The organism is Gemmiger formicilis (genome assembly GCF_016901605.1).
GTDB classification, from domain to species: Bacteria; Bacillota; Clostridia; order Oscillospirales; family Ruminococcaceae; genus Gemmiger; species Gemmiger formicilis_B.
The window spans coordinates 1-532 of record NZ_JACJKP010000406.1; the positions used below are offsets into that span (position 1 = coordinate 1).

1 protein-coding gene is annotated in these 532 nt (G+C 60.2%); it reads right to left on the reverse strand.

Translation table 11 applies throughout. The features are described from left to right. A partial coding sequence (locus tag H6B10_RS15155) for a serine/threonine protein kinase (protein ID WP_204652325.1) occupies window positions 1–532 on the reverse strand: 532 nt, incomplete at both ends.

Consider the following 532-nt stretch of genomic DNA (forward strand, 5'->3'; position numbering starts at 1 on the left):
GCCCATAATTTTACGGGTACTGATCTGGTTGTCTCCGCGCTCGAACATGGCGTTGGCCACATTCGGGTCCGTCAGCGCACTCATCAGTTCCGGTACCGTCTGCATACGGCGGGCCGGATCCAGACGCAAAGCACAGGCCAAAACCTGAGAGAACCAGGTCGGGACCCCGGCTTCCAGGCTATGGGCCGATTCCAGACTGTCCTTCACCTTGCGTTGTGGCGCTGCCACCGGCGTCTGACCGGTGACAAGTTTATAGCACACCGCCGCCAACGCATACACATCGGTATACCGACCGCTGAATTCTGCGGCCGAATACTGTTCCGGCGCTGCGTACCCCGGATACAGCTGGCTCTTCAGCTCACTGCCGCCGGTACGCAGGGCCAGTGTACCGTAGCCGGTCAGCCGCGCCGTACCATCAATGGGCAAAAGAATATTGTCCGGGCAGATGCCGCGATGAATCAAGCCTGACTTGTGCAGCAATGCTACGCCTTCCATCACAGGCTGCAGCAGTGTGCGGGCCTCGGCAGGTGTC